This is a genomic window from Amycolatopsis sp. CB00013 (genome assembly GCF_001905755.1).
Taxonomy (GTDB): Bacteria; Actinomycetota; Actinomycetes; order Mycobacteriales; family Pseudonocardiaceae; genus Amycolatopsis; species Amycolatopsis japonica.
In genome coordinates, this window is record NZ_LIWC01000001.1 from 936,857 (window position 1) to 962,377 (window position 25,521).

The window sequence follows — 25,521 nt, forward strand, 5'->3', positions numbered from 1 at the left end:
CGGGGCGTGATACCGTTTCCGCATGGGCGATTTCGATTTCCTCGTAGGATCGTGGAATGTCCACAACCGCCGCCTCGCCAAGCGATTGGCCGGCAGCGACGACTGGGTCGAATTCACCGCACCCGCGAAGTGTTGGAGCCTTTTCGAAGGAAAGGCGAATGTCGACGAGATCGTTTTCCCGGACGGCGTGCGGGGCCTGACCCTGCGCCTGTTCGACCCCGCGACCGAGAAGTGGTCGCTGAACTGGTCGAGCAGCGACACCGGGAGGCTCTTCCCGCCTGTCGTCGGCAGTTTCAGCGACGGCCGCGGGGTCTTCCACGGCGACGACACCGAGGGCGGCACCCCCGTGCGGGTCCGGTTCGTCTGGTCGGACATCACCGAGGATTCGGCCCGCTGGGAACAGGCCTTCTCGGTCGACGGCGGCGAGACGTGGGAGCTCAACTGGATCATGGATTTCCGGCGGGCCTGACGATCATATTTCCGTGAGCGGCGATTCGCGGTGTGCAATCGTCGCCGCGTGACCGGAGCGGTCGCGGTCTGCTTCTCTGGCCCGCATGCAGCAACGCATCGAAGCCTCTCAACTGATTCCCGGACGCGGCGCACCGATCGTCGACGGTGTCGTGATCGTCGAAGGCGACAGGATCCGCTACGCCGGTCCGCGTGACGAGGCGCCGTCCACTCCCGGCGCCGACGTCACCCGCGGGCATACCGTGATGCCCGGAATGTGGGACTGTCACGGGCATTTCATGGGTCTGCGCAGCGCGGACCTGCACGATCTGATGCACGAGCCGATCGCGTTGCGGTCGGCGCGGTGCGTGTCGGACTTGCGGGCCTGCCTCGACTCCGGCTTCACCTCCATTCGCGAGGTCGGTGGTCTCGGCATCCATCTGGCCCGCGCGGTCGCCGAGGGCACCATCGAAGGACCGGCGATCTACAGCGCGGGCACGGCGTTGTCGACCACCGGCGGGCACGGCGACGTGCACGGATTCCCCGTCCCGTGGATCAACGACTTCGGACATCTCGGCGGCGAACTGCGGCTCGCCGACGGCCCGGCCGAATGCGCGCGGGCCGCTCGCGAGCAGCTGCGCAACAACGCCAGGCTCATCAAGGTCTTCGCCTCCGGCGGCGTCCTGTCCGAAGTGGACCATCCGCATCACCAGCAGTTCACCGACGCCGAACTGGCGGCGATCGTCGAGGTGGCCGGCCAGGCCGAGCGGGTGGTCGCGGCGCACTGCCACGGCAAGCCGGGCATCATGGCGGCGTTGAAGGCGGGGGTGCGCACCATCGAGCACGGCACGTACCTGGACGAGGAAGCCGCCGCGGCGATGCGCGAGACCGGCGCGATCCTGGTGCCGACCCGCGCGATCATGCATCTGCTCCTCACCAGCGACCTGGTTCCGCCGTATGCCAAGCGAAAGCTGGAAGAAGTGGCCGGTCGGCATCTCGACGCGATCGCGCTGGCCCGCGAGGCGGGCGTCACCATCGCGCTGGGCACAGACCTCGCGATGACCGGCCCCGACCGGCCGACGCAGTGGGGGAAGGGCGGCATCGAGTTGTCGCTGATGGTCAAGGGCGGCGCCACCCCGCTGGAGGCGATCGAGATGGCCACGGCCGTCGCGCCCGACACGCTCGGCCCGCAGGCGCCGCGCTCGGGGCAGCTGCTGGCCGGCTACGACGCCGATGTCCTCCTGCTGGACGCGGATCCGGTGCTGGACATCGGTGTCCTCGCCGATCCGGCGCACGTGACCGACGTCTGGAAGTCCGGCCGCCAGGTGAAAGGCGGCGAATCCGGGCAACAACAACGGCTTTAGAACCCGAGTACATCGAGAGAACAGCCGCGACGGCGATGGTCTCGGTGACGAAGCCCCGGCCCCATGGAGAAAATGCCCATGAGTGACACGATTGTCGATTTCGACGCCATCATCACGCGGTACGCGACCTTCACCTTCGACGACTCGACGCCCTTGCTCGACGCGGGCCTGGAATCACTGGCGTTGCTGCGTCTCGCGGTCGACGTGGCGGGTGACGACGACGCCGAGATCGACGCCACCCGGCTGGTCGATCTGCACACGGTCGCCGACTTGAAACGCTGGCTGGCCGATCTGGCCACCGCCGGCCAGGACGGGGGTGCGCGATGACGACACGCAGGCTCTTCGACTGGTTCGGCGACACGGTTGCGGGTTCCGGTTCCTCGACGGCGATCGAAGTCGCCGGGCTGACCTTGAGCTACGACGAACTGCGGGCCGCCGTGGAGCGGATGGCGGTACGCCTGGTTTCGGCGGCGGGCAGGCGGCCGGACCGCGTCGGCCTGCTGACGTCACGCAGCCTCGCGAGCTACGTGGGTTACCTGGCGATCCAGCGGCTCGGCGCCGCCGTGGTGCCGCTCAACCAGGGCGCGCCGGTCGCCAGGAACCTGGTGATCACCAAGGACGCCGGCCTGGACGTGACGATCGTCGACGACACCTCCGCCAAGCAGTTGCCGGAGTACCCGCGGCAGTCGGGGATCCCGATCGTCGACCTGACCGGTGACCGGTGGCGTGCCCTGCTGGACGGTGGCGAGCCGCTGCCCGAGATCGGTTCCGGCGACGGCGACGTCGCGTACATCATCTACACCTCCGGCTCGACGGGAAGCCCCAAGGGCGTGCCGGTCACGCATGAATGCGTCTCCTCGTTGCTGGAGGACAACATCCAGCGGTTCGGTTTCGCCGACGACTGCCGGGTTTCGCAGACCTTCGAGCTCTTCTTCGACGGTTCGATCGTCGAGCTCTTCGCCACCTGGGGAACCGGCGCGACCCTGTGCGTCCCGCAGCACAGCGAGGTGTTCACACCGGTGCGTTTCGTGAACGAAAAACGGCTCACCCACTGGCTTTCCGTGCCGTCGATCATCTCCTTCGCCCGCAGGCTGCGCGCACTAGCCCCGGGCAGCATGCCGAATCTCCGCCGCGGCATGTTCGGCGGCGAGCCGCTGAACCTCGAACAGGTCGAGGTGTGGCGCGCGGCCGCCCCCAACGCGAAAATCCACAACTGTTACGGGCCGACGGAACTGACGGTCATCTGCACCGGCTACGAAGTGCCCGCCGAGCGCGCGGACTGGCCGGTCACCTCGAACCGGTCCATGCCGATCGGCGAGATCTTCCCGCATCTGGACTACGTCCTGCTCGACGAAGACCTGCGGGAGTGCTCGGACGGCGAACTGTGCGTGCGCGGCCCGCAGCGTTTCCCCGGCTACCTGGACTCCGGCGACAACGCCGGGCGATTCCTGTCCTTCGACGGCGAGCGGGGTGCGGTCTACGACGGCTCCGAGCCGCTGACCCCGGCGCACTGGTACCGCACTGGTGACCGGGTGCGCCGGGAGAGCGGCGAGCTGGTCCACCTCGGCCGTGTCGACGACCAGATCAAGGTCCGGGGCAACCGGGTCGAACTGGGCGAGATCGAATCGGCGCTGCGGCGGCATCCGTCGATCGCCGAAGTGGTCGTGGTGGCGCTCACGGCGGCCGACGGCGAGGTGGACCTGCACGCGGTCTACGCGGGCGATCCCGTGGACGAGAGCGAGTTCGTCCGGCTGCTCGACGAGCTCCCGGTCTACATGCGCCCGAGGGGCTACCACCAGCGCGACAGCATTCCGTTGGCCGCCAACGGGAAGGTCGACCGCAAGGGACTGACCGAAGAGATCCTGCCGATCGTCCGCCGATAACCGGAAAGGAATTCCGTTGAACGCTCCCGTCGCGACGGACACCGGCATGTTCCCGGCCAGTGCCCTCATGGAGATGCTCTGGTGGATCCACCAGAGGGCCAAGAACAAGTCCGTCTACAACCAGACCTGGCCGCTGAAGGCCGACCGGCCGCTGGACTTCGACGCCCTGCGGGTCGCCTGGCAGGCCGTGGTGGACCGATACGAGGCGATGCGTGCGAGCCTGCACCACCGCGACGGCGCGATCATGGTGTCCATTGTGGACCATGTCGAGGCCGAGCCGCAGCGGATCGAGATCGAAGACCCCGGTTCCGTTCCGGTGGAGCCCCTGCTCCGTTCGATCGCGGGGGAGATCCAGGAGCGTCCGCTCGCGCTGGACGTGGCCCCGGCGGCACGGCTGGTGGCGGTGACCGTCGGCGACCAGCACGAGCTGCTGGTCACCGTCCACCACGCCCTCGTCGACGGCTGGGGGATGCAGTTGCTGATGGACGACTTCGCCAAGGCCTACGCGGCCGCGGTGGCGGGCGAGGAGCCGGAATTCGACGGCGAGCCCCAGGTGTCGTTCCGCGAGCACATCCTCGCCTCGAACGCCGCCCGCACCGACGGCCGCTGGGACGCGAGCCTGAAGTACTGGCGCGAGAAGCTCGACGGCGCGGTGACCACGACCCTGGTCGCGGACCGGCACACCTACACCGGCACCGGCAACAAGGGCGGGATGGTGCGGTTCGTCTTCAGCAAGGAGGCCGTCGACGGCATCGGAACCCTGGCGAAGCGGTACTTCACCACGCCGTTCAGCGTGCTGTTCGCCGCGCTGCAGACGGTGCTCGCGCGGGGCGGCGCCGGGCCGGAGGTCTGCACGGGCCTGGTCAGCGCCAACCGCATGACACCCCAGGACCAGGCGCTGGTCGGATATCTGGCCAACGTCCTGGTCACCAGGACCGTCGTCGAGGACGGCGATTCGTTCGGCACGGTGGTCGAGCGGGTCCGCGACGGCATGTGGGACAGCCTCGCGCACCAGACGGTGCCCTTCTCCCTGGTGTACGGCGCGCTCACCGAATCGGCGCAGGCACGGCTGCGGGACGCGATCCCGATCCTGGTCACCTGGTACGGGTCGATCGGGGTCGGGCTGCGGCTCGGCGATGTCGAGCTGACGCTGCAGCGCGCGCCGAACCGGGCCGCCCGCACCGACCTCGGGTTCGGGGTGTTCGACTTCGACGGCGAATACATCGTCGAGTCGGAGTACAACATCGGCCGGTTCGACCATTCGACCGCGCGGCGGCTGTTCCAGGACATCGACCGGGTCCTCGCCGAGGGCGGCCTCGACCCGGAGCTGCCGGTGGGCACCATCGAGGTCGGGTCCAGGACGGCGCCCGCCTATCTGGAGCACACCATCACGACGGCGGATCTGGACACCACGGAGATGCCGGAATCCGCGTCGCTCGACCAGGTCCGCCGCGTTTGGACCGAAGTGCTCGGCACTGCGCCGACCGGAGCCGACGAGGACTTCTTCGCCACCGGCGGCCGGTCGTTGAAGGTCGTCCAGTTCGCGTCGGCCCTCGAAGCCGAAAGCGGCGTGACGTTGGACATCACCGGATGGCTCACCGAGCCGACCCCGCGCAAGGCGGCCGAGCAGCTCGACGGCGGCGCCGGCGTCGACGACGGGAGCACGCTGGTCGTCCTCCAGGACGGCGAGGGCCCGCATCTGCATCTGCTGCCCGGCGCGGGCGGCACCGCGCGGGATTACCGCGAGCTGGTGGCCGAACTGCCGTCGGACTGGCGGGTCACGGCGTCGCAGGAACGTGCTCCGCTGGACTCGATCCCGGCCATGGCCGCGAGATTCCGCGCCGATCTCGACGCCGAGGACCTGCGCCCCGATCTGCTCGGCGGCTGGTCGATGGGCGGGCAGATCGCGTTCGAGATGGCGGCCACCGGCCACGGGACCCCGCCACCGATGGTGTTGCTCGACTCGACACCGCCGGTCGAGCATGACATTCCGCGCGAAGTGCGGGACGCGGTGGTGTACGAGGTCTTCAGCGAGAACATGGCCGCGACCTTCGGCGCGACCCTCGACGGCACGCCCGCCAAGACCACGCCGGGGGATCCCGAGCTGGCGATGCGGGTACTGGCCGCTCGGCTGGCCACGGCGAGCGGTCAGCCGGTTTCGGTGGCGATGCTCCTCGAGCGCTGGACGACGTTCAACCGGCACACCGACGCGGTCGGTTCGTACCTCAGCGAACGCCCGCTCGAAGCGTCCGCGCTGCTCGTCCGAGCGGAGCTGGCCGACCACCAGGTGGATCAGTGGACCGGCCGGTTCTCTGCGCCACCACGGTTGATCGAGGTCGAGGCCGACCACTACGGGATGCTCCGAGCCCCGGCGATCGCGGAGATCGCCCGCGCGATCGTGGGGCTCCGGGCCACCACCACACCGTCCGCGTGATCTTGGAGGAGCTGTGTCCGAGCGACCCTCGACCGTGCCCGCCCCCACGACCGGGACCGGGCCGTCGCCGCGGCGCAACGAGTGGCTGCTGATCTCGTTCACCGGCACGACCAACACCGCCGACGCGGTGATGCGCGTGGCGCTTCCGTTGCTGGCCACCACGGTGACCGACTCACCGGCGTCGATCGCCGCCGTGGCGATGATGCTGACCCTGCCGTGGCTGATCACCGCCCTGCACATCGGTGTGCTGGTGGACCGCAAGAACCGGCGGTCGCTGATGGTGGGCGCCGAATTCGCCAGGATGGCCGCGATGGCGGTGATGCTGGCCGCGGTCGCGGTGGACGTCGTGAACCTGCCGCTGATCCTCGCCGTGGCACTGGTGCTGGGCGTCGCCGAGGTGGTCGCGCAGCTGTCCGCGATGTCGATCATCCCCTCGGTGACCCCGAAGAACCGATGGCAGGCGTTGAACGCGCGGCTCACCGCGACCGAGTACGTCACGTTCAGTTTCCTGGGCGCGCCGATCGGCGGATTCCTCGTGGCCGCCGGGTTCGCCGTCGCGCTGGGGGCCAGTGGTGCGGTGTACCTGTTCGGCGCGTTGCTGCTGACGCTGCTGGTCGGCGACTTCACGGTGAAGCAGCAGAAGGAGCGCCGTCCGGCCAGGGCGGAGATCCGTGAGGGCCTGGTCTTCCTGTGGCGGCACCGGTTGCTGCGGACGATGGCGGCGCTGATCACGGGCATGGCCGGCTGCTGGGCCGCGTGGTACGCGCTGATCCCGGCATACGCGGTCGGAGGTCCGCTCGGCCTCACCCCGGCACAGTACGGGTTCCTGCTGACCAGCCTCGGCGCCGGCGGAGTGCTCGGCACGGTGCTGGTCGGCCCGGTCAACCGGCTGATCGGCAGGCGCTGGGCGATGTTCGTCGACATCGTCGGCACGGTGCTGATGGTCGGGGTCCCCGCGGTGATCCCCGCCGGTCCGGCCGCTGTCTGGCCGGTCGGGGTCGCCGCGTTCCTCGCCGGTGTCGGCGGGACGATGTGGACGGTGAACTCGCGGGTGATCAGCCAATCGCTGGTACCCAACGAACTGCTGGGCCGGTTCGGCGCGGCGAGCAGACTGCTCTCCTGGGGGATGCTCCCGGTGTCCGCGGCCGTGGCGGGCGGTCTGGCCGAACTGTTCGGTTTCCAGATCGCGTTCGGGGTCTTCGCGGTGGTCTGCCTGCTGATGGTCTATCCGTTCCTGCGGGTGATCACCGCGGACGCGGTCGCCGAGGCCGACGCTCCCGCCGCGGAAGGCAGCGGGAAGTGATCGATCCACAGGGGACGATGTACGGCTGGTTCCTCGACTCCGTGCGGAGATTCCCCGATGCGACGGCGATCGAGGTCCAGGACCACGCCCTGAGTTACCGCGAACTCCGGCTGCTCGCCGAAAGGCTGGCGGCCGAGCTGGCGCGGGCGGCGGGTGGACGTCCGCACGCGGTCGGCCTGCCCGCCACGCGCGGCCTGGCCACGTACGCCGGCTACCTCGCGGCGCTGCGGCTCGGCGCGATCGTCGTCCCGCTCAACCCGAAGTTCCCGCCTGAGCGCAACCGGGCCATGTGCGTGGCTGCGGGGGTCGACGTCGTGGTGGCCGATGACGTCGGCGCGGCGGAGGTGGCGGACGGCACCGGTGCGGTCGCGCTGCCCCTGCTCGGCGACTGGCCCGAGCACTTGCCCGAACCGTGGAGCCCGCCCTACGAGGGCGATCCCGACGCGGTGGCGTATCTGCTGTTCACCTCCGGGTCGACCGGGACACCCAAGGGCGTGCCGATCCGGCACCGGAACGTGGCCGGCTACCTGGCGCACTGCGTCGAGCGGTACGCGGTCGAGCCCGGCTGCCGGCTGTCCCAGACGTTCGACCTGACCTTCGATCCGTCGGTGTTCGATCTGTTCGTCTCGTGGAGCACCGGCGCGACCCTCGTGGTGCCCTCCGAAGCCGACGTGCTCACCCCGGCCCGGTTCGTCACCGGCAAGCGGATCACCCACTGGTACTCGGTTCCGTCCGTGGTGTCGCTCGCCGGGCGGCTGCGCGGGCTGCGTCCCGGGGCGATGCCGGATCTGCGCTGGAGCGTCTTCGCCGGCGAGCAGCTGACCATGGATCAGGCCAGGGCCTGGGCCGCGGCAGCGCCGAACAGTGTGGTGGAGAACGCGTACGGTCCCACCGAACTCACCGTCACGGTCACCGCGTACCGGCTGCCCGCCGATCCCGCGTCGTGGCCCGAGACGTCCAACGGCACCGTGCCGATCGGCCAGGTGCACGACGCGCTCGACGCGGTGCTGGTCACCGAAGACGGGCGCGCGGGCGAAGACGGCGAGCTGTGCGTCCGTGGCGGCCAGCGTTTCGACGGCTACCTCGACCCGGCGGACGACCACGGCCGGTTCTTCCGCGGCGAAACGTCGTTCGCCGTGGCCGACGGCGCGCCGCGGGCGGGTGACTGGTACCGCACCGGCGACCGGGTCCGGTGGGAACACGGCGAGCTCGTCCACATCGGACGGTTGGACGATCAGGTCAAGATCCGTGGCTACCGTATCGAACTCGGCGAGATCGAGGCCGCGCTGCGGACACATCCGGGCGTGCGCGACGCGGTGGTGCTCGCCGTGCCCTCGCGGAGTGGGCCGACCGTACTGCACGCCCTGCACACCGGTGAGCCGGTCGACGCGGACGAGCTGACCGCCGCGGTTGCCCGGCGCCTTCCCGAGTACATGGTCCCGGCGTTCGTGCACCACGTGGACACTTTTCCCGTCAACGCGAGTGGCAAGATCGACCGGCGGCGGCTGGCCGCCGAGGCGCGGGAGGCCGGTCAGTGACGGGCTTTGGCGTCCCCAATGTGGCATTGGGGACGATCAGCGTCTCCAATGCCACATTGGGGACACTAGCGCTGCGGTGGCTGGTCGCAGATCGCGCGTGAAGGGGCCCTTCACGCCCGAATCCTGTGGGGCACTGATGTCCTGAAGGCCACCATTGAGACGTCCAACGTCCCCAGCGAGGCCTTCACGCGCCATCCGCAGGGCGAGTGCCGCGGTAACGAGTGGGTTGCGGAGGCCTTGCCTTCTTCACCTGCAGGTGGGAAGGAATGCCTATGCGGTGTGAGTTTTGAACTAGCGATGTGGGCAGGCCGATCCTGAGTGTCCACAAGGGACATCTCGCGTTGATCAGATGCCCGATTGATCCCGATATATCCGTTCTGTTTGGAGGTCGTGAGTGATAATGAGGGTTAGAACCACCAAAATCACTCACGACCTCCGAATAAATCTCCCATATCGGGCGCGCAGGGCGCCTTATATGTCCTTTGTGGATAGCGAGAGGGAGCCTTCAATCCAGCCAACAATAACCGTCCTAGCCACTCACGAGGACCCTCAACCAGCCATTCGCCGGGCGAAGGTCGCGCACAGCGAGTCGATGTCCCGCAACGCTTCCGGAGTCAGATCCTCATCGCCGAGGACCACCCCCAGCCGGACCTCGGCCCGTTCGATGATCTCGACCAGCCCGAAGGAGTTGTAGTTCGGAAGCTCGCGCAGGCTGCCGGCGCCGCGGACGGTGGAGTCGTCGATCCGCAGCACCTCCTGGATCGCGGCGAGCACCGCCGCCCGGGCGGCGAGCCGGGCGGCGAGCCGGGCGGCGAGGGCGACGTCCTCGTGGAGCAGGCGGCCGAGGTCCGCCAGGACCGCCGCGGTCGGTGCGCCGTCAGGCGATCGGCGTGCGGCCACGAAGCTTTTCGAGGCCAGCGTGAGCCAGGCTTGGACGTGCGCGTCGACCTCGGGGCTCGGCCGGTCGTGGCGGGCGAGCCAGGCGGCGTGCAGCAGGCGTGACCGGCCGAGCAACCAGATGTCGAGCACCAGATCTTCGCCGTGGTCCGCCGAAAGGTAGGCGTCGATCACCGGGACGGCGTCGGCCATCGCCCGCGCGTTGGCGGTGAGCACGTCCGGCGGTTCGGCGACCGGCTCGGTGGTGAACCGCAGCGCGGTGGCCGACGCCGGCAGGGCGTCCAGTTCGGCGGGGGAGAGCCGCCACACGCCGGGACGGCACGGACCCCACGGGGTCTCGTCGTGGTAGGCGTCGACGACGGTGTCCGATGTGGACAGAAGAAACGTGTGCTCGGTGTGACGGCGGCCGGCGTACGGTGTCCACGCCAGGTCGTAGGCGTCGGCGATCACGTACAGCGGATCGGCCTCGTCGGCGAGTTCACGCAACCGGGCGCCGTCGACGCCCTCCCATCGGTCCGCGACCCGCAGGCCCAAGTGCTCGTGCGCGGCGGCCAGTCGATAGGACAGCGACGCGGCCACCCGTGGCCCCGGTTCGACGTCGAAACGCAGCGGGGCGCCGAGGGCCAGGTGCGTGCCCTCCCCACCGTGCTGGTCGGCCAGCACGGCGAGGTTGGCCTGCACGCAGTCCAGCGCGTCCGCGCGGACGGTCTCCAGCAACGGAGACCAGACCCGGTCGTACGTCTCGGCGACGGCGGTCACGATTCCCGCTCCCGGCCGAGGAACACGTCGATCTCCTTGGTGAGCCGGTCGAGGTGCCGTGGCTCGAACACCTCGTAGTGCCCGGCGTCCAGTTCCGCCGTCCGCAGGTCCGGCGCGAGTTCCTCCCATCGCCGCAGCGCGGCTGCCCGACCCGAGATGCCGTCGTCGGCGTCCGCGCACATCAGTAGCAGCGCCCGGCCTGGGTATTCGCGTTCGGTGGCGTACTCGGCGAGCGCGTGCACCTGCGCCCGGAACGCGCGCTCCACCCTGGCGACGGTCTGTTCGTCCGGTCGCGGCCCGAGGCCCGCCAGGATGAGCTTCCTGATCCGTTCGTCTTCGTCGGACGAGGCGTGCCGGGGGAGCGGCGAACTGTCCACGATCACCAGATCGGGCCGCTGCCCCCGGTCGGCCAGGCGCACGCACAGCTCCCAGCCCACGGTGCCGCCCAGCGACCAGCCGAAGACGAGGGCGGGGGAGCGGCCGTCGAGCGCCGCCAGCGCGGAGTCGGCCATCTCCGCGATGCTGTCCTCCGGCGTGTCCCCGGGTACGAGCCCGGCCGCCCGCACGGCGTAGACGCTGTAATGCTTGCCCAGGTGGGAAGCCAGCCGCAGATACGGGTTCAGGCCACCGCCCGCTCCGGGCAGCATCACGCACACCGGCCGGTCCTTGCGTCGCACCAGGGTGACCAGCCGTTCGCGTACCGGCGCGCTCATTGCCGCACCAGCGTCGCCAGGGTCGCGACGGTCGGCGAGCGGAAGAACTCGACCAACTGCACGGCCACTCCGTACCGCTCCTGCACCTGACCCACGACGGTGAAGATGTTCAGCGAATGCGCGCCGTACTCCAGTACCGGGCGGTCCCGCTCGACCTGGGGCACGCCGAGCACCTCGGCCCAGATCGCGGCCAGCTCCCGCTCCAGGTCGTCGGCGTACTCCGCGGTGGGAGCGGGCGACTCCGCGCGCCGCGCGCTCACCTGCTCGGCCAGCGCCACCAGCGCCGCCCGGTCGGTCTTGCCGCTGCGGGAGGTCGGCACCGACTCGATGTCGACGATGTCCGCGGGTGCCATGTACGACGGCAGCCGTTCCGCGAGCACGGTCCGCACCCGCTCGTGGTCCGGTGTCACGCCCGGCTCGGGCAGGAGGAACAACAGCGGCCGCCGATCGATCCCGTCGCCGCGCACCGCCGCCACCGCCTGCCGGACGTCCGGCAGGCCGGCCGCCACGGCCTCCAGTTCACCGAGTTCGACCCGGTAGCCGCGGATCTTCACCTGCGTGTCGTTCCGGCCGAGGAAGATCAGGGCGCCGTGTTCGTCCCGCACCACGTGATCGCCGGTGCGATAGACCGTCTCGCCTGGCGTGAACGTGCCGGGCTGGAACCGTTCGGCGGTGCGATCCGGGTCGTTGACGTAGCCCGCCGCGGGGGCGTGACCGCCGAGCAGCAGCTCACCCGGCACCCCCGCCGGCGCGAGATGGCCGGTGCCGTCGACGACGTACGCCGTCACGTTCGGCAACGGGAGACCGATCGGCACATGGCGTGCCCACGGCGGGTCGGCCGCGGTCAGCCGCTGGGTGGTCGCGGCGTTGGTCTCGGTCGGGCCGTAGTGATTGACCAGCGTGCACTGTGGATGGTCGTCGACGAACGCGCGGATCTCGTCGTCCGCCAGCAACTGCTCGCCGGACACGCACAGGAACCGCAATGCCGGGAGATGTTCCCTCCTGGCGCGCACGGACAACACGAACGGACGCAGTGCCGCGACCGGGAGATAGAGGTGGGTCACCTCGGTGTCGGCGACCCGGCGCACCAGTTCGGGGAAGTCGCGCCGGTCGGCGGGCTCCCTGGACACCACGGTCCCGCCTGCCAGCAGCGTCGGCACGATCTCCTGGAACGACACGTCGAAACCGGCGGGCGCGTATTGCAGGAACCGGCTGTCCGCGGTCATGTCGAGCGCGGAGATCTGCCAGGCGGCGAGGTTGAGCAGCGGCCGGTGGCCCATGAGCACGCCCTTGGGCAGGCCGGTCGAGCCGGAAGTGAACATCACGTACACCGGGGCGTCGGCCGTCGCGGCGAGCTCCGTGTCCACCTCGGACTCGAAATCGGCGGCCGGTGCGACCTCGACCCCGTGCAACGTGACCCCGGAGCCGATCACGACCCGGCAGCGGGACTGCCGCACCATGTACGACATCCGGTCGGCGGGCAGGCTCGGTTCGAGCGGCAGGTAAGTGGCGCCACGCCGCAGAATCGCCAGGATCGCCGTGACGGTCTCGGTGAGCGAGTCCAGCCGCAGCCCGACGACGTCCCCCGGGCCGACGCCCCGGCCCGCCAGCCCCGAGGCGATGCGCTCGGCGGTCAGGGAAAGTTCGGCATAGGTGAGCGTGCGGCCGGGTTCGGTGACCGCGACCGCTTCCGGGGTCCGGCGCGCGGTCTCGGTGAACCATTCGTACAGCGTCGGTGCCGGTACGTGCGCCGGGTACCCGTCGTGACGTCTGCTCGGGACGGCCGAGGCGTCGTCGAACAGTTCGGCCAGGGGCAGGGAGCCATCGGTGACCGCGCGGGACAGGGCCGTGCGCAGCGATTTCAGGAGTCCGTCGGCCACCGCGGGCGGGATCAGCGCGCTGTCGTACTCGAGTTCGAGCAGCCACCGGCCGTCGACCAGGGTGGCACCGAGCCAGAGGTCGAACTTGGCCGTGCCGTTGCCCGGCTCGTACGCGCCGACCACCGCGCCGGTCCCGGTCGCCGGATCGAACGTGTCCTGCATGGCGAGCATGCAGGAGAACAGGGGGTTGCGGTCACTCGGCCGGTCCGGCTGTACCTGCGCCACCAGCTGGTTGAACGGGACGTCGACCGAGGCGCGGCAGTGGTCCACCGCCGCGCGGACGGTCTTGTCGAGATGCTCGTCGACGGTGCGGGTCCAGTCCACGTCGACGGTGACCGGCAACGTGTTGACGAAGAAGCCGCACAGGTCGTACGACCCGATGGTGCGGCGCGCGGTGAACGGGCTGCCGATCAGCACCCGCGGCACTCCGCCGTGCCGCGCCAGCACCGTGCCGTACACGGCGGACAGCAGCACGAACGGGCTGACCCCGAGACGTTTGCAGGTGGCCTGGAACCGCTCGGATTCCACCGCACCGAGCGTCCAGGAGATCCGCTGCCCGGCGAATTCGGTCTGATGTGGACGGTCGGGGCGCGGGTACAGCACGAGGGGCGGGACTTCACGCAGGCTTTCCGCCCACGCGGTGACCTGGTCGGCCGTCCGCGTCGAGCCCGCCGCCCGGTTCTGGGCCTTGAGTTCCTTGACCAGCGCGGCTTCCCGGCTCACCCGCACCGTGTCGACGTCGATCGGGCCGGCGAGGGCGCGGTCCAGGTCGCGCACGATGGGACCCATGGACACCCCGTCGCCGACGAGGTGGTGCCCGCAGATCAGGATCGCCGCGGCGCTGTCGTCGTTCGCGCGCACGAAGCCGAACCGGTGCACCGGCCCGGTCTCCAGATCGAACGGCGCCCGGCCGATGTCACGGCCGAGCGCGGTGAGGGTCGCGGCGTACTCGGCGGGCGGCACGGAGACCGACTCCAGGGGCAGTTCGTCGGCGGTGGGCGGGGGACGCAGCACGGCGTGCATCTCCGGATGCAGCCGGAAGACCTGGCGCAACGCCGGTTGGACGGTGACCAGGGCGACCAGCGCCCGGGTCACCGTCTCGGCCAGCGGGGCGACGCATTTGGCCGGATCGAGATCGAATTGGATGACCTGGTTGTAGATCTGCTTCGTCGGCACCAAGCTGTCCACCACCAGCAGTCCCTTCTGGGACTCGGTGAGCGGCAGGGTCGCCGTGTCGGCCAGCTGGAGTTCTGCTGTCATGCCGAGAGAGTCGCCGGATCCGATGTACCGGCGATGTTCCGGGGATGCAGCCGTGCTGTGCCGCGACACAGTACGGCGGGGTACACCGGCGGCGTATCGCGAACACATCGGTACTACATCGGCGGCGGCGAGCATCTTCCCCATGTCGACCAACAGCTTGCCCGTCACCGCGACACCTGCCGAAGACCTGGTGCCGCAGGAGGGCCGGGTGGTGCTCAAAATAGGCACGTCCTCGCTGATCACCGACGGCGGACTGGACCCGGTCAAGCTCGACAGGCTGTGCGAGACCGTCCACAGAGGACTCCTCGCGGGCCTGCGCCCGGTGCTGCTCGCTTCCGGGGCCATCGCGATCGGCCGTCACCTGCACCCCGCGCTGGCCGTGGACGATCCGGTGGCACTCCAGGTTTCCGCCGCGCTGGGCCAGTCGCAGCTCTACTCGGCCATCCACGCCGCGTTCGCCGAACGCGGCGTGCAGACCGGCCAGCTCCTGCTCACGCCGCCCGACCTCGTCGACGACGACCGGGGCGGCGGTGTCCGGCACACCCTGCACACGATGCTGGCGCTGGGCATGGTGCCGGTGGTCAACGAGAACGACGCGCTCGGCGTGCGCAACAACGACGTGCTCGCCGCGCTGCTCGGCGGTTGTCTCCAGGCCGAACTGCTGTTGTTGCTGACCAACGTGCCCGGGCTCTACGACAGCAACCCGAAACTGGCCCCGGGCGCCCGGCACATCCAGGAAGTACCCGTGCTCACGGCCGAGACCGAGCGGCAGGCGGGCGGCGCGATCGGCGACGGCGGCACCGGCGGCATGCTGACGAAGCTCGGCGCCTGCTGGATCGCCACGTTCAGCGGGGTCCGCACCGTCATCGCGGAGAGCGCGGATCCCGACGTGCTGATCGCCGCGCACGGTGGCCGTCCCACCGGCACGGTGTTCCATCCGCGTGCGGTCACCGGCGCGACTCCCGGCATCGGAACGCTCTGGCGCGCGTTCCGGACCCCGCCGTCCGGGGCGCTTCACTGCACCCCGGACGGCAGGGAAGCCGTCCTCCGCGGGGAGCCCGTATGCCATCACCACGTCGCGGCGGTACACGGGGCCGCCGCGCCGGGCGACGTGGTCGACATCTGTGACCGGCAAGGACGCCCGCTCGCCCGCGGCCCGCTGAGCCGCGCGGTCGAGCCCGGCGGCGCACCGGCCGCGCCCGTCGTCGAAGGCGGCGACTACGTACAGATCATGGAGGATCTGCCATGTCAGTGACCGACGTCTGCCGCGCCGCGGCCGAGGCGTGGACCGAGCTCAAAGGGCTGACGACCGAACGGAAGAACGCGCTGCTGCTGGACATGGCCGGCGCGATCGAAGAGCACCGCGACCGGATCATCGCGGCGAACGAGGCGGATGTCGCCGCGGCCCGTGAGAACGGCGTCTCGGCGACGTTGGTCGACAGGCTCACCTTGACCGACCGACGGATGGCCGGCCTGGTCTCGGCCATCCGGACCATCGCGGATCTGCCCGATCCGGTCGGCCAGGTGGTCGAAGGCTGGACCAGGCCCAACGGCCTGCTCATCGAGCGTGTCCGCGAGCCGATCGGCGTGGTCGCGGTGATCTACGAGGCGCGTCCGAACGTCACCGCCGAGGTCGCCGCGCTCTGCGTGAAGTCGGGCAACTGCGCGGTCCTGCGCGGTTCCTCGATGGCCATGGCGACGAACACGGCGGTCATGGCGGCGCTGGACAGCGCGATCGCCCGGCACGACGCGGTGCCCGCGGCAGCCGTCCAGCTGGTCACCGATCCGTCCCGCGAGGCAGCCCAGGAACTGATGCGCGCCAAGGATTTCATCGATCTGCTGGTGCCGCGCGGCGGCCCGGAGCTGATCGCGTCGGTCGAGCGTCACGCCACGGTGCCCACGGTGATCGACGGTGCGGGCAACTGCCACGTCTACATCGATCGTTCGGCAGACCCGGCGATGGCCACCGCGGTCGCGATCAACGCCAAGACCTCCCGGCCCAGCGTGTGCAACGCCATGGAAACCCTGCTGGTCCACGAAGAACTCGCCCAGGACTGGCTGCCGGGCGTACTCGACGAGCTGGCCGCCGCCGGCGTGGAGATCCGCGGTGACGCGACCGTGCGCGAGGTCTGGCCCAAGGCGGTGGCCGCGAGCGAGGAGGACTGGGGGACCGAGTATCTCGACCTGGTGCTGGCCGTGCGGGTGGTGCGGGACGTGGGCGCGGCGATCGCGCATATCGACCGATGGGGCACGTCCAACGCCGAGGCGATCGTCGCGCGGGACATCGACGTGGCGCGCCGGTTCGCCCGTGAAGTGGATTCCGGCAGCGTGTTCGTCAACACCTCGACCCGCTACTCCGACGGCGGCGAGTTCGGCTACGGCGTCGAGATCGGCGTGTCCACCCAGAAACTGCATATCCGCGGTCCGATCGGGCTGACCGCGCTGACCACCGTGAAGAACGTCGTCTGGGGTACCGGACAGACGCGGGTCGTGTAGGGGAGCGAGTCCATTGTCCAGCGTCCGAACCGAGTCGCCGATCCGCCCGTCGTCCCTTGTGGACAGTACGGCGCAGGCACTGTCCATCAAGTACAACAACCTGGTCTACGAGCTGAGCGCGGCCGGGCGGGACATCATCACGCTCTCGCTCGGCGAGGCGTTCTTCGGCCTGCCGCTGCCCCGCTTCGACGATCTGGCCGCGCACGGCCTGCATCACTACTCGCATTCGCGGGGGCTGCCGGAGCTGAGGCAGCGGCTGGCCGGGTACTGGGCCGATTTCGACGTCCCGGTCGACCCGGACACGGAGATCGTCGTCACCGCCGGTTCCAAGGTGGCGATCTACATGGTGCTGCTCGCGCTGCTGGAACCGGGGGACGAGGTGATCGTGCCGGAGCCGTTCTGGCTGAGCTACCCCGAACAGGTGCGGCTCTGCCGTGGCGTTCCGGTGATGGTCCCGCACGACGTGAGCGTGTTCGACCTCGCTCGTTACGTCACGCCGCGGACCAGGGCCATCGTGATCAACAATCCGAACAACCCGTCCGGCCGGGTGCACACGGACGCCGAGCTGGAGTTCGTGCACGATCTGGCGGACGCGCGGGGCCTGGTGGTGATCGCCGACGAGGCGTACCACGAGTTCGTGCCGCCGGAGACCCCGTTCCGGGCCTGCGGTTCGTTCGACCCGGAACTGCGGCACACCGTCACGATCAACTCGATGTCCAAGAACTACGGGGTTTCCGGCTGGCGGATCGGCTATCTCATCGCACACCGCACGCTGATCGATCAGGTGCTGAAGATCAACCAGCATCTGATCACCTGCGCGCCGACCATCCTGTCCTGGTACCTCGCCGAACACTTCGACGACATCCTGGCCGTCACCCGGCCACAGATCCGCCGGGTCGTGGACCTTCGCCGCGAGGTCGCCGGGCAGCTCGCCGACATCGGCATCGAGACCTTGCCGGGCTCGGCGACGTTCTACCTGTTCGCCTCGCTCGGCAGGTCCACTTTGGACTCCATGGAGTTCGCCACCCGGCTGCTGAGGGAAAGCTCCGTCAGCGTGGTGGCGGGCATCGCGTACGGCGATTCGTGCGACCGGCACATCCGCGTCTCCGTGGGCACGGAGTCGCCGTACCGGGTGGCGAGGGGTATCGCCGCGATCCGGGACCTGATCGACGCGACCAGTTCTTGACAGTTCCCGGCGTCATTCATACATTCATACAGCCAATGTCAATCTGTATGAATGACGCCGGGAGTTGGTCCGCATGCGACTCGGCAAGACCGCCGTCGTCCTCGGTGGCAGCGCCGCCGGTCTCTGCACCGCGGGAGCGCTCGCCCCGTACTTCGACGAGGTGGTGGTGCTCGAACGCGACGAACTGCCCGCCGAGGCCGAACATCGGCGCGGGGTGCCGCAGAGCAAGCATCCGCATTTCCTGCTGAACTCGGGCCGCCGCGCGATCGGCGCGCTGTTCCCAGGATTCGAGGACGACCTCATCGCGGCCGGCGGGCTGCATCTGATGCCGTCCATGGACGCGGCGTATCTCGACGGAAAGGGCTGGTCGGCGCGCAAACGCAGCGCGATGACGATGATCTACGGCTCCCGGATCCTCATCGAACGCGTGCTGCGCGACAAGGTCCGGGAGCTGCCGAACGTCGTGATCCGCGACGGTGTCGCGGTGAGCGGCTTGACCACCCGGGACGGCGAAGTCACCGGGGTCACCCTCTCCGATCGCGACGAGCACATCGATGCCGATTTCGTGGTCGACGCGATGGGCCGTGGTTCCTCCGTCTCCGCCTGGCTGGTGGCGGCGGGCTGGCCCGAACCGGAAGTCCGGACGCTCGACGCCAAGGTCACCTACACCTCGCGCTGGTACGGCCTGCCGTCTCCCGAGGAACGGCCACCTTCCTGGTGGTGGCGGCATCTGGTGATCATGCCGACCCCGGACAAGGGTGCGCATCCGGACGAGCACGAGTTCCTGGTGAACTTCTTCCCGATCGAGGACAACCGGGTCATCGCGTGCATGGGCTCGTGGGGACTCGAAATGCCGCGCACCACCGAGGCGTTCGTCGAGTCCGCCCGCCGCGTGCGGGCGCCGTTGTTCGCGGCCGCGATGGACCGGTCCACACCGACTTCCGAGGTGCATCTGACGCGATCGACCGGGAACAAATGGCGCCGTTACGACCGGCTCCGCACCCCGCCGCGGCGCCTGGCGTTCGTCGGCGACTCGATCTGCGCGTTCAATCCGTTCTACGCGCAGGGCATCAGCTCCGCCGCGGGTTCGGCGCTGCTGTTGCGCGAGCATCTCTCCCGCGCCGAGCGGTTAAGGCCCGAGTTCTCCGCACGGTTCCTGGCGGCACAACGAAAACTGCTCAACGTGCCGTGGAGCCTGGCGATGGCGAGGGACCAGGGCTACGCCTGCGCGGTGGGCACCGAAAAGGCGCCGGAGTGGAGGCGACGGCTGCTCGAAGCCGTGTCCGGCCCGGCGTTCAGGCTCATCGTCGGCGCCGCCCGCGAAGACGATGTCGTCGACGAGCATTTCGCGAAGGTGTTCAACCTCGACGAATCGCTGCGCGACATGATGACGAACCCGCGGGTGATCGCGGGGCTCGTGCGCTACCGGATCCGGGCAGCGCTGGGGCGGCACCGGGTCCCGTTCGACTTCGACGCCCGGGCCGAACCACCGGTCACGGACTACTCGCCGAAAGGCGCCGCGCAGCAGGCGGTCGCCCGGTGAGCGCCGGATGCGGGCCCGACGCGGAAGCCGTCACCCGCGGACTCGGCTTCGACTGCCATGACGTCTCCCCGTGGCTCTCGGTCCGCGCACCGTGGGCTGAGGCGCACTGGACGATGCCGCTGCTGGAACTGCTCGTCCTCGGCGGAGCCGTGTTCGCGCTGGTGCACGCCGTCCGACGGCACCGCCAGGGCGACTCGACGAACCTGGCGCTCTGGTGCGCTTCGCTGGTCTACCTCTTCGTCATCGAACCGCCGCTGTACTTCCCGGAGTGGTTCGGCCTGGAGCGTCAGTACGGGTTCATCTTCGCCCACAACCGGTTCACCGTGCAGTTCATGTGGGACCGGCTGCCGCTCTACATCGTGGCGTTCTACCCGATGATCAGTCAGCTCGGCTATGAACTCGTCCGGTCGCTCGGGATCTTCCGCGCCCGCGGAGCCTTGATCGGGTCGGTTGCCGTGGCCTTCGCCTGCCAGGTCTTCTACGAGGTCTTCGACCATCTCGGCCCGCGACTGAAATGGTGGGCCTGGAACGACGACAACCGGATCGTCAACCATCCGGCGCTGGATTCGGTTCCCATGACCAGCATGCTGCTCTTCGCGTCCGTATCGATGGGTGCCATGACGTATCTGGTGGTGCGGTTGGCGGGCGGAGCGCGGAGAGGGTGGTCACTGGCGGCACGCATCGGGCTGGCTGGGGTCCTCACCCCGCCGAGCATGGCGATCGCCGGGCTCCCGTCGAGCCTGCTCGACGGGAACGTGACCGCGCAGGCTTGGGTTCTCGGCATCGAGCTGGCCCTGCTGTGGCTGGCCGGTATCTGGATCTTCGTCCGGTACAGCCGTCCCGACGAGCCTTTGGCGCCCTTCGCCCGGTTCTATCCCGCCGTCTATTTGGGCGGGATGGCCGTGTTCTGGATAGGCGGCGTCGTCGAAAACGGCACCTCGACCGGGAGTGGCCTGTACGCGCTGGCCTGCTTCGTGGCCGCCGGACTGATGCTGACCGCGCTGTACCGCGTTCGCCGTGCGGCACCTGCCACCGTCTGAGATTCTCCGTTCGGGGAAGATGAGCCGTATGGGGCACCATGGATGGCGGGGGAACCCGCCCGGAACCGAGCGCGAGGCGCGCCGCCGGATCGTCGAGGCGGCGACGGCATGCATCGACCGGGTCGGTCTCGCCAAGACCAGCCTCTCGGACGTCGCCGCGGAAGCGGGCGTGACCCGGCAGACCGTCTACCGCTACTTCCCGAGCCTCGCGGACATCCTCAGCGCGGTCGCGCTGGACCGGGTCGAGGAGTTCGCCGGGCGGATGGAACGGCATCTGGCCACGTTCGCCGATCCCGCCGAAGTCGCCGTGGAGTCGGTGGTGTTCGGCGTCCGCGCGGTCCCCGACGAACCGTATCTGGGGCTGCTCCTGAAAGCGGGCGAAGCCGACGTCTTCACCGTCGCGGTCACTTCGGCGCAGTCGTTCGCGCTCGGCGCGCGGATCCTCCGGAACGTGCCGGTCGACTGGGCGGCGGTGGGCGTCACGACCGACGACGACTTCGAGGGGCTCGCCGAAATGCTGATGCGGCTGTTCCTGTCGTTCCTGCAGTACCCGTCGACGCCGGCGCACACGGACGAGCGGCTGCGTGCCATGGTCCGCCGCTGGATCGGCCCCGCGCTGACCGCACGGCCGTGACAATCGAAGTCCGTGAAGTATCAACGCGGATGGTAGTTATTCACCGACAATAGCCGGGGTTCTTGTCTGGCCTTCACGATGCTGCCACCCTCGCCGAAGACGATCATCGGCGAAAGGGGAGTGCATGGGGTGGTGGTGGCAGGCATTCTCGGCCGCCGCACCGTGGTCGCTGCTCGTCGCCGCGGCCGGTGCGGGCGTCGCCGAATTCATCGCGCGCCTGAGCGGAAAACGGCGCGGCCCGTTCGTGGTCGCCCTGGATTTCGCTTTGCTGGCAGCGCTTTCGGCGGTACTTCTGATCGTCTTCGTGCCCGCGCCGACGGCGGCACGCGGTTCGTCGGTGAGTCTTCACCTGCTGGCGGACGTCCTGCCCGTGTTCAGCGACCGTCCGCAACTCGCCTTGTTCCAGTTGGCGGGCAACGTCTTCCTGTTGATGCCGCTCGCGATCCTGGTTCCGGCGCGCTTCGGCTGGGCGAAACCCGTGTCACGGATCGTCCTGTCGGCTTTCCTGGTGTCCGTGTCGATCGAATGTCTTCAGGTCTGGCAGGACGCCGGCCGCGTGGGCTCGCTGGACGACGTCCTGTGCAATACGGCGGGGGCCGCGTTCGCGGCCTGGTGCGCGAGCCGGTGGCGAGGCCGGACGGCGACGGCGGGCAGCGTCCGCGTATGGCATCGGTCGGGGATCGAGGTCCGGCGTTCCGGTGTGGTGCACGCGCGCCGCGGGCAGCGGTTGATCGGCCGCGTGACCTTGAGCGACCTGCCGCCGCTGGCCGAAGGCGCGACCCTCGAGATCACCCTGTCCGAATCGGACGGTGGGGCGCTTCTCGTTTCCGCGCAGGCGTCGGTGGCGGCGTGAACAGCGGGTGTTACCGCGGCCGGACGGCGGCGAGGACCGCGTCCAGGCTGGGAAGCCAGCGCTGCCGAGGGTCCGGCGCCGAGAGCCATTCGGCGTGGGCCTCGGCGCGCCCGGAGTCGGTGGGCAAGGGGAGCTGTGTGCCCCAGGCGAGTACTTCGACGTGCTGCGGGAGGGAGATCCGCGGGGGAATCAGGCCGTCGGTCTCCGCGAGGATGGCCACACGCGGGCCCTGCTGGGTCAGCACCGCCAAGGCGGGACCTCCGCAGCCGGTGTCGGCGAGCCGGGTGAGGACCTGGGCGCCGTTGATCTTGGGCAGGGTGACCGCGCAGATCCCGCCTTCCAGCACCAGGAACGGCTGCGGGCCCCGCCATTTCAGCGACCAGCCGAAAAGACGGCCGTAGAAGGCGTCGCCGCGGGGGCGGATCGAGCGAGACTCGACCGGGAGCACTTGGTGGTCCAGCGACATCGTCGGCGCCTTCCGAGCGGGGAGTGAGGACTCGGCACAGCCTAACGGCACTCAGTGCCACTAGCAAGTGGCTGCTACCGTCCCGCTATGACCGATTCGCCGCGCCGAGCGCCGGTGACCAGAGCCGGCGCAACCCCCGCGGGGAGGCGCAAACTGCGCCGTGCGCTCGCCGCGGCGGCCGTTGACCTGTTCGCGGCCAAGGGCTACGAGGCCACCACGGTGGACGAGATCGCGGCCGCCGCGGGAGTGGGCCGCCGGACGTTCTTCCGGTATTTCGACGCCAAGGACGACGTGCTCTTCGCCAACCACGACGAGATCGTGGCCGAGATGGAGGAGACGTTCGCCGCCGCGGACCCGGAGCGTGATCCGGTGGAAGTGGCCTGTGAGGCCGTCGGTCTGGTCCTCGACTCCTACGCCGCCGAACTCGACGTGTCGCTCAAACGGTTCACCCTGACCCGAACGGTTCCGTCCCTGCGGGACAAGGAGGTCGCGACCGTCGACCGCTATCAGCGCGTACTCGCCCGCTACCTGCGGGCGCGTTTCACCGAGCAGGGTGACGAGACGGCGAGCCTGAGGGCGGCGGTGGCCGCCGCGGCGATCGCGGCCGCGAACAACCACGTGCTGCGGCGCTGGCTGCGCAGTGGCGGACAGGACGACATCGCCGCCAGCGCGGCGGAGGCCTTCGCGCTGGTGATCGACGCGTTCCGGGTCGAGGAGCCCGCGGCCGAAACGACGGTGGTGGCGGTGATGACCACGGCGACGCCGCTCCACGCCGTCATCGCCAAGGTCAACGCCGCCTTGAACGAGTCTTAAGCCTCATCTGGCACTCAGTGCCATCGGTAGGGTCGTACCTGATGATCGACCGACAGCGGCTGTGGTTGGCCGCCCTGCGCTACACGGCCTACGCCGGAACCGATGCCCCGCCGAAGCGTTCGGCGGGGCTGCGCTGGCTGCGCGCTCTCGCGATCGTCGGTTGTGGACTGTGGGCGGGTTTCGTCACGTTCTCGACCGTTTCGGTGCCGCCGCCGGTGAAGACGTTCAACGTGCTCATCTCCGTGCTGCCGTGCCTGCTGGCGGTGCGCTCGCCGCTGTGGGGATGGCGCCTGCTGATCGTCGGCATCGTCAGCACTCCGCTGACCTTGCCCGGAATCGCCGGATCGTGGGGCTGGCCGTGGGCGCCGGGCTTCGCGCTCACCGCGGCCCTCGTCTTCTACCTGGTGGGGGAGAGCAACGATCAGCCGGAGCTTGCCTGGGCGGGACTGATCTCGTTCGGTGCCGCCGCCCCGTTCCTCCGTGACTGGCGGGACGCGGCGTTGCTCGTGCTGCTGGGCGGGATCCTGTTCTTCCTCGGCAACACGGTGCGTCAGCGCAGACTCGCCGAAGAAGAACGCGCGGCGCAGCAGGAACGCAGGCTCGCCGAGGAGACCCGGGCGGCTCTGCTGGAGGAGCGCGCGGGAATCGCGCGGGAGCTGCATGACGTGGTCGCGCACCACATGTCCGTGCTCGCTCTGCGCGCAGACTCGGCGAGGTTCCGTTTCGCGGATCACGGCAAGGCCGATCGCGAAGCCGAAATCTGGCAGGAGTTCGCCGACCTCGCCGGGACCGCCCGCGAGGGCTTGACCGAGCTGCGCAGACTGCTCGGGGTGCTCCGGTCCGAGGAACACGCGCCGGCGATCGCTCCGCAACCGGGATTGGGCAAGGTGGTCGAACTCGTCGAAGGGGTCAAGGCCGCGGGCACCGCTTGTGAGCTCGAACTGCACGGCGACCTCGACACCGTTCCGGTCGGGGTCGCGTTGTCGGTGTTCCGGATCGTGCAGGAGGCACTCAGCAATGCGATCCAGCACGCGCCAGGGGCGGCGATTTCCGTCGAACTCATGGCCGATCCGGGGTCGGTCCGGCTGCGCATCGACAACGGCCCCGGCGACGGTCCGAAAAGGACAGAACAGGCACGAAGCGGGCACGGTCTGGTGGGGATGCGGGAGCGGGCGGCTATGCTCGCGGCTGATCTTGAGGCAGGGGAGCGCACGGACGGCGGTTTCCGCGTCGCCTTGACCGTTCCGCTTGATCGTGAGGGGCGTCTGGAACCGTGATCTCGGTGGTCATCGCCGACGACCAGACCATGGTCCGGCAGAGTTTTCGCGCGGTGCTCGACGCGCAGCCCGACATCCGGGTGGTCGGGGAGGCCGCGGAGGGGAACACCGCCGTCGCGCTGTGCACCGAACTCGGACCGGATGTCGTGCTGATGGACGTCCGCATGCCCGAACTCGACGGTCTCGAGGCGACCCGGCGGATCGTGGCGGGCAGGCCGGAGGTCCGCGTGCTGATCCTCACCACGTTCGACATCGACGAGTACGTGTTCGGCGGGCTGCGGGCGGGCGCCAGTGGATTCCTCCTGAAGGACTCGCCCCTGGACGACCTGGTCACCGCCGTCCGGGTGGTGTCCGCGGGCAACGCGCTCTTCGCACCGACCATCACGAGGCGACTGATCGGCGAGTTCACCCGCACGCATGCTTCGGCGCACACGGGGCGTTCCCTCGTGACCGAGCTGACCGCGCGGGAGACGGAAGTGCTCAGGCTGATCGCGCGTGGCCTTTCCAACGCGGAGATCGCCGAAGCGCTGGTGATCGCCGAGCAGACCGCGAAATCCCACGTCAGCAGGGTTTTCGCGAAGCTCGGCGTCCGTGATCGCGCGCAAGCGGTCATGGTCGCCTACGAGGCAGGGCTCGTCGTGCCGGGAAGCACGCCCTGATACCGGGGTAGGGGTCCGCGCGAGATCGGGTACCGGGGTAGTGGTGCCAAGACGGTTCCGCGGGGCGATGTCTTCC

At 69.5% G+C, this 25,521-nt stretch carries 21 protein-coding genes; 17 read left to right on the top strand and 4 right to left on the bottom strand.

The features are described from left to right. Positions 1 to 22 precede the first annotated feature (22 nt). From AMK34_RS04180 to AMK34_RS04210, 7 genes are all read left to right on the top strand, one after another. The gene (locus AMK34_RS04180; RefSeq protein WP_038513638.1) at positions 23 to 469 is read left to right on the top strand and encodes a hypothetical protein; all 447 of its coding nucleotides are present in this window, start codon (positions 23 to 25) and stop codon (positions 467 to 469) included. 85 nt (positions 470 to 554) lie between these two features. Further along, positions 555 to 1,811 (top strand): metal-dependent hydrolase family protein, encoded by a 1,257-nt coding sequence (locus tag AMK34_RS04185; protein WP_073843026.1) that lies wholly within the window; start codon positions 555 to 557, stop codon positions 1,809 to 1,811. Positions 1,812 to 1,889: 78 nt separating this feature from the next. Then, positions 1,890 to 2,138 carry a phosphopantetheine-binding protein gene (locus AMK34_RS04190; protein ID WP_037339943.1) on the top strand — a complete coding sequence of 83 codons (249 nt, stop codon included), beginning with the start codon at positions 1,890 to 1,892 and terminating at the stop codon, positions 2,136 to 2,138. Further along, positions 2,135 to 3,694 carry an amino acid adenylation domain-containing protein gene (locus AMK34_RS04195; RefSeq protein WP_073843029.1) on the top strand — a complete coding sequence of 520 codons (1,560 nt, stop codon included), beginning with the start codon at positions 2,135 to 2,137 and terminating at the stop codon, positions 3,692 to 3,694. Before AMK34_RS04190 ends, AMK34_RS04195 begins: the two co-directional genes overlap by 4 nt. A gap of 16 nt (positions 3,695 to 3,710) precedes the next feature. Beyond that, the gene (locus AMK34_RS04200) at positions 3,711 to 6,128 is read left to right on the top strand and encodes a condensation domain-containing protein (protein ID WP_083649732.1); all 2,418 of its coding nucleotides are present in this window, start codon (positions 3,711 to 3,713) and stop codon (positions 6,126 to 6,128) included. Positions 6,129 to 6,141: 13 nt separating this feature from the next. Next, on the top strand, positions 6,142 to 7,431 hold the full coding sequence (locus AMK34_RS04205; protein ID WP_198941626.1) for an MFS transporter: 1,290 nt from the start codon (positions 6,142 to 6,144) through the stop codon (positions 7,429 to 7,431). Beyond that, positions 7,428 to 8,969 (top strand): amino acid adenylation domain-containing protein, encoded by a 1,542-nt coding sequence (locus AMK34_RS04210; RefSeq protein WP_338020553.1) that lies wholly within the window; start codon positions 7,428 to 7,430, stop codon positions 8,967 to 8,969. The genes AMK34_RS04205 and AMK34_RS04210 overlap by 4 nt, the downstream gene beginning before the upstream one ends. A 549-nt stretch (positions 8,970 to 9,518) precedes the next feature. On the opposite strand, the gene AMK34_RS04215 is transcribed toward AMK34_RS04210, so the two are convergent. The 3 genes from AMK34_RS04215 to AMK34_RS04225 are packed head-to-tail and all read right to left on the bottom strand — an operon-like array spanning position 9,519 to position 14,478. Then, a complete protein-coding gene (locus AMK34_RS04215) occupies positions 9,519 to 10,625 on the bottom strand; it encodes an acyl carrier protein (RefSeq protein WP_143202330.1) in 1,107 nt (368 codons plus the stop codon). After that, complete coding sequence (locus AMK34_RS04220; RefSeq protein ID WP_073843030.1) at positions 10,622 to 11,338, bottom strand: thioesterase II family protein; 717 nt, start codon at positions 11,336 to 11,338, stop codon at positions 10,622 to 10,624. Before AMK34_RS04220 ends, AMK34_RS04215 begins: the two co-directional genes overlap by 4 nt. Further along, positions 11,335 to 14,478, bottom strand: coding sequence for a non-ribosomal peptide synthetase (locus AMK34_RS04225; RefSeq protein ID WP_073843032.1), 3,144 nt, complete (start codon positions 14,476 to 14,478; stop codon positions 11,335 to 11,337). The genes AMK34_RS04220 and AMK34_RS04225 overlap by 4 nt, the downstream gene beginning before the upstream one ends. Positions 14,479 to 14,620: 142 nt before the next feature. Here AMK34_RS04225 and proB point away from each other — a divergent pair, with 142 nt between their 5' ends. The 7 genes from proB to AMK34_RS04260 all read left to right on the top strand — a co-directional run bounded on the left by proB (position 14,621) and on the right by AMK34_RS04260 (position 22,230). Beyond that, a complete protein-coding gene (gene proB, locus AMK34_RS04230; RefSeq protein WP_073843034.1) occupies positions 14,621 to 15,733 on the top strand; it encodes a glutamate 5-kinase in 1,113 nt (370 codons plus the stop codon). Beyond that, entirely contained in the window at positions 15,724 to 16,974 is a 1,251-nt protein-coding gene (locus AMK34_RS04235; RefSeq protein ID WP_073843036.1) for a glutamate-5-semialdehyde dehydrogenase, read from the top strand. Before proB ends, AMK34_RS04235 begins: the two co-directional genes overlap by 10 nt. Before the next feature lie 13 nt (positions 16,975 to 16,987). Continuing rightward, on the top strand, positions 16,988 to 18,160 hold the full coding sequence (locus tag AMK34_RS04240; protein WP_083649734.1) for a pyridoxal phosphate-dependent aminotransferase: 1,173 nt from the start codon (positions 16,988 to 16,990) through the stop codon (positions 18,158 to 18,160). A gap of 73 nt (positions 18,161 to 18,233) precedes the next feature. Then, positions 18,234 to 19,703: an FAD-dependent oxidoreductase gene (locus tag AMK34_RS04245; protein ID WP_073843038.1), complete on the top strand. Its 1,470-nt coding sequence runs from the start codon at positions 18,234 to 18,236 to the stop codon at positions 19,701 to 19,703. Continuing rightward, positions 19,700 to 20,743 carry a hypothetical protein gene (locus AMK34_RS04250; protein ID WP_073843039.1) on the top strand — a complete coding sequence of 348 codons (1,044 nt, stop codon included), beginning with the start codon at positions 19,700 to 19,702 and terminating at the stop codon, positions 20,741 to 20,743. Before AMK34_RS04245 ends, AMK34_RS04250 begins: the two co-directional genes overlap by 4 nt. A 28-nt stretch (positions 20,744 to 20,771) precedes the next feature. Continuing rightward, positions 20,772 to 21,377, top strand: coding sequence for a TetR/AcrR family transcriptional regulator (locus AMK34_RS04255; protein ID WP_073843041.1), 606 nt, complete (start codon positions 20,772 to 20,774; stop codon positions 21,375 to 21,377). 124 nt (positions 21,378 to 21,501) lie between these two features. After that, positions 21,502 to 22,230 (top strand): VanZ family protein, encoded by a 729-nt coding sequence (locus tag AMK34_RS04260; RefSeq protein WP_073843043.1) that lies wholly within the window; start codon positions 21,502 to 21,504, stop codon positions 22,228 to 22,230. Positions 22,231 to 22,240: 10 nt separating this feature from the next. Here AMK34_RS04260 and AMK34_RS04265 read toward each other — a convergent pair whose 3' ends face one another. Next, on the bottom strand, positions 22,241 to 22,696 hold the full coding sequence (locus AMK34_RS04265) for a glycogen operon protein GlgX (protein WP_073843045.1): 456 nt from the start codon (positions 22,694 to 22,696) through the stop codon (positions 22,241 to 22,243). An 87-nt stretch (positions 22,697 to 22,783) separates the two neighbouring features. Here AMK34_RS04265 and AMK34_RS04270 point away from each other — a divergent pair, with 87 nt between their 5' ends. The 3 genes from AMK34_RS04270 to AMK34_RS04280 are packed head-to-tail and all read left to right on the top strand — an operon-like array spanning position 22,784 to position 25,445. Then, a complete protein-coding gene (locus AMK34_RS04270; RefSeq protein WP_038513609.1) occupies positions 22,784 to 23,509 on the top strand; it encodes a TetR family transcriptional regulator in 726 nt (241 codons plus the stop codon). 41 nt (positions 23,510 to 23,550) lie between these two features. Continuing rightward, positions 23,551 to 24,786, top strand: a complete 1,236-nt coding sequence (locus AMK34_RS04275) for a sensor histidine kinase (protein ID WP_073843046.1) — start codon at positions 23,551 to 23,553, stop codon at positions 24,784 to 24,786. Next, entirely contained in the window at positions 24,783 to 25,445 is a 663-nt protein-coding gene (locus AMK34_RS04280) for a response regulator (RefSeq protein WP_073843048.1), read from the top strand. The genes AMK34_RS04275 and AMK34_RS04280 overlap by 4 nt, the downstream gene beginning before the upstream one ends. The last annotated feature ends 76 nt before the right edge of the window (positions 25,446 to 25,521 follow it).